This is a genomic window from Streptomyces cellostaticus, from assembly GCF_001513965.1.
GTDB classification, from domain to species: domain Bacteria; phylum Actinomycetota; class Actinomycetes; order Streptomycetales; family Streptomycetaceae; genus Streptomyces; species Streptomyces cellostaticus.
This window is the reverse complement of record NZ_KQ948097.1, coordinates 2,783-5,913: the sequence shown is the minus strand read 5'-3', so window position 1 is coordinate 5,913 and position 3,131 is coordinate 2,783. Positions and strand designations below refer to the sequence as shown.

The following is a 3,131-nucleotide window of genomic DNA, read 5'->3' as shown; positions in this document are numbered from 1 at the left end:
GGACAAGCCCTCGGCCTATTAGTACCAGTCAACTCCACCCGTTACCAGGCTTCCATATCTGGCCTATCAACCCAGTCGTCTACTGGGAGCCTTACCCTCTCAAGGAGGTGGGAATACTCATCTCGAAGCAGGCTTCCCGCTTAGATGCTTTCAGCGGTTATCCCTCCCGAACGTAGCCAACCAGCCATGCCCTTGGCAGAACAACTGGCACACCAGAGGTTCGTCCGTCCCGGTCCTCTCGTACTAGGGACAGCCCTTCTCAATATTCCTACGCGCACAGCGGATAGGGACCGAACTGTCTCACGACGTTCTAAACCCAGCTCGCGTACCGCTTTAATGGGCGAACAGCCCAACCCTTGGGACCGACTCCAGCCCCAGGATGCGACGAGCCGACATCGAGGTGCCAAACCATCCCGTCGATATGGACTCTTGGGGAAGATCAGCCTGTTATCCCCGGGGTACCTTTTATCCGTTGAGCGACGGCGCTTCCACAAGCCACCGCCGGATCACTAGTCCCGACTTTCGTCCCTGCTCGACCCGTCGGTCTCACAGTCAAGCTCCCTTGTGCACTTACACTCAACACCTGATTGCCAACCAGGCTGAGGGAACCTTTGGGCGCCTCCGTTACTCTTTAGGAGGCAACCGCCCCAGTTAAACTACCCATCAGACACTGTCCCTGATCCGGATCACGGACCCAGGTTAGACATCCAGCACGACCAGACTGGTATTTCAACGACGACTCCACAAACACTGGCGTGCCTGCTTCAAAGTCTCCCAGCTATCCTACACAAGCCGAACCGAACACCAATATCAAACTGTAGTAAAGGTCCCGGGGTCTTTCCGTCCTGCTGCGCGAAACGAGCATCTTTACTCGTAGTGCAATTTCACCGGGCCTATGGTTGAGACAGTCGAGAAGTCGTTACGCCATTCGTGCAGGTCGGAACTTACCCGACAAGGAATTTCGCTACCTTAGGATGGTTATAGTTACCACCGCCGTTTACTGGCGCTTAAGTTCTCAGCTTCGCCCACCCGAAAGTGAGCTAACCGGTCCCCTTAACGTTCCAGCACCGGGCAGGCGTCAGTCCGTATACATCGCCTTACGGCTTCGCACGGACCTGTGTTTTTAGTAAACAGTCGCTTCTCGCTGGTCTCTGCGGCCACCCCCAGCTCAGGACGTAAAGCCCATCACCAGGCGTGGCCCCCCTTCTCCCGAAGTTACGGGGGCATTTTGCCGAGTTCCTTAACCATAGTTCACCCGAACGCCTCGGTATTCTCTACCTGACCACCTGAGTCGGTTTAGGGTACGGGCCGCCATGAAACTCGCTAGAGGCTTTTCTCGACAGCATAGGATCATCCACTTCACCACAATCGGCTCGGCATCAGGTCTCAGCCTTAATGAGCGGCGGATTTGCCTACCACTCGGCCTACACCCTTACCCCGGGACAACCACCGCCCGGGATGGACTACCTTCCTGCGTCACCCCATCACTCACCTACTGCAAGTCTGGTTCGTCGGCTCCACCACTTTCCTTTCCCCGAAGGGTCCGGAACGGCTTCACGGACTTAGCATCGCCTGGTTCGATGTTTGACGCTTCACAGCGGGTACCGGAATATCAACCGGTTATCCATCGACTACGCCTGTCGGCCTCGCCTTAGGTCCCGACTTACCCTGGGCAGATCAGCTTGACCCAGGAACCCTTAGTCAATCGGCGCAAACGTTTCTCACGTTTGTATCGCTACTCATGCCTGCATTCTCACTCGTCAACCGTCCACAACTACCTTCCGGTGCTGCTTCACCCGGCAGACGACGCTCCCCTACCCATCACAGCACCCGTTGGGGCTATATGCTGCAATGACACGACTTCGGCGGTACGCTTGAGCCCCGCTACATTGTCGGCGCGGAATCACTAGACCAGTGAGCTATTACGCACTCTTTCAAGGGTGGCTGCTTCTAAGCCAACCTCCTGGTTGTCTGTGCGACTCCACATCCTTTCCCACTTAGCGTACGCTTAGGGGCCTTAGTCGATGCTCTGGGCTGTTTCCCTCTCGACCATGGAGCTTATCCCCCACAGTCTCACTGCCGCGCTCTCACTTACCGGCATTCGGAGTTTGGCTAAGGTCAGTAACCCGGTAGGGCCCATCGCCTATCCAGTGCTCTACCTCCGGCAAGAAACACACGACGCTGCACCTAAATGCATTTCGGGGAGAACCAGCTATCACGGAGTTTGATTGGCCTTTCACCCCTAACCACAGGTCATCCCCCAGGTTTTCAACCCTGGTGGGTTCGGTCCTCCACGAAGTCTTACCTCCGCTTCAACCTGCCCATGGCTAGATCACTCCGCTTCGGGTCTTGAGCGTGCTACTGAAACGCCCTATTCGGACTCGCTTTCGCTACGGCTTCCCCACCCGGGTTAACCTCGCAACACACCGCAAACTCGCAGGCTCATTCTTCAAAAGGCACGCAGTCACGAGAAGCAGCAAGCTGCTTCCGACGCTCCCACGGCTTGTAGGCACACGGTTTCAGGTACTATTTCACTCCGCTCCCGCGGTACTTTTCACCATTCCCTCACGGTACTATCCGCTATCGGTCACCAGGGAATATTTAGGCTTAGCGGGTGGTCCCGCCAGATTCACACGGGATTTCTCGGGCCCCGTGCTACTTGGGTGTCTCTCAAACGAGCCGCTGACGTTTCGACTACGGGGGTCTTACCCTCTACGCCGGACCTTTCGCATGTCCTTCGCCTACATCAACGGTTTCTGACTCGTCTCACAGCCGGCAGACTGTGAAAGAGAGATCCCACAACCCCGTATACGCAACCCCTGCCGGGTCTCACACGCATACGGTTTGGCCTCATCCGGTTTCGCTCGCCACTACTCCCGGAATCACGGTTGTTTTCTCTTCCTGAGGGTACTGAGATGTTTCACTTCCCCTCGTTCCCTCCACACTGCCTATGTGTTCAGCAGCGGGTGACAGCCCATGACGACTGCCGGGTTTCCCCATTCGGAAACCCCCGGATCAAAGCCTGGTTGACGACTCCCCGGGGACTATCGTGGCCTCCCACGTCCTTCATCGGTTCCTGGTGCCAAGGCATCCACCGTGCGCCCTTAAAAACTTGGCCACAGATGCTCGCG

Annotated in this window: 1 rRNA gene; it reads right to left on the bottom strand. The window is 56.7% G+C overall.

Going from position 1 to position 3,131, the window contains the following annotated elements:
- Positions 1-3,118: ribosomal RNA gene (locus AQI88_RS42150) — 23S ribosomal RNA — on the bottom strand; the annotation flags it as partial.
- Positions 3,119-3,131: the final 13 nt, after the last annotated feature.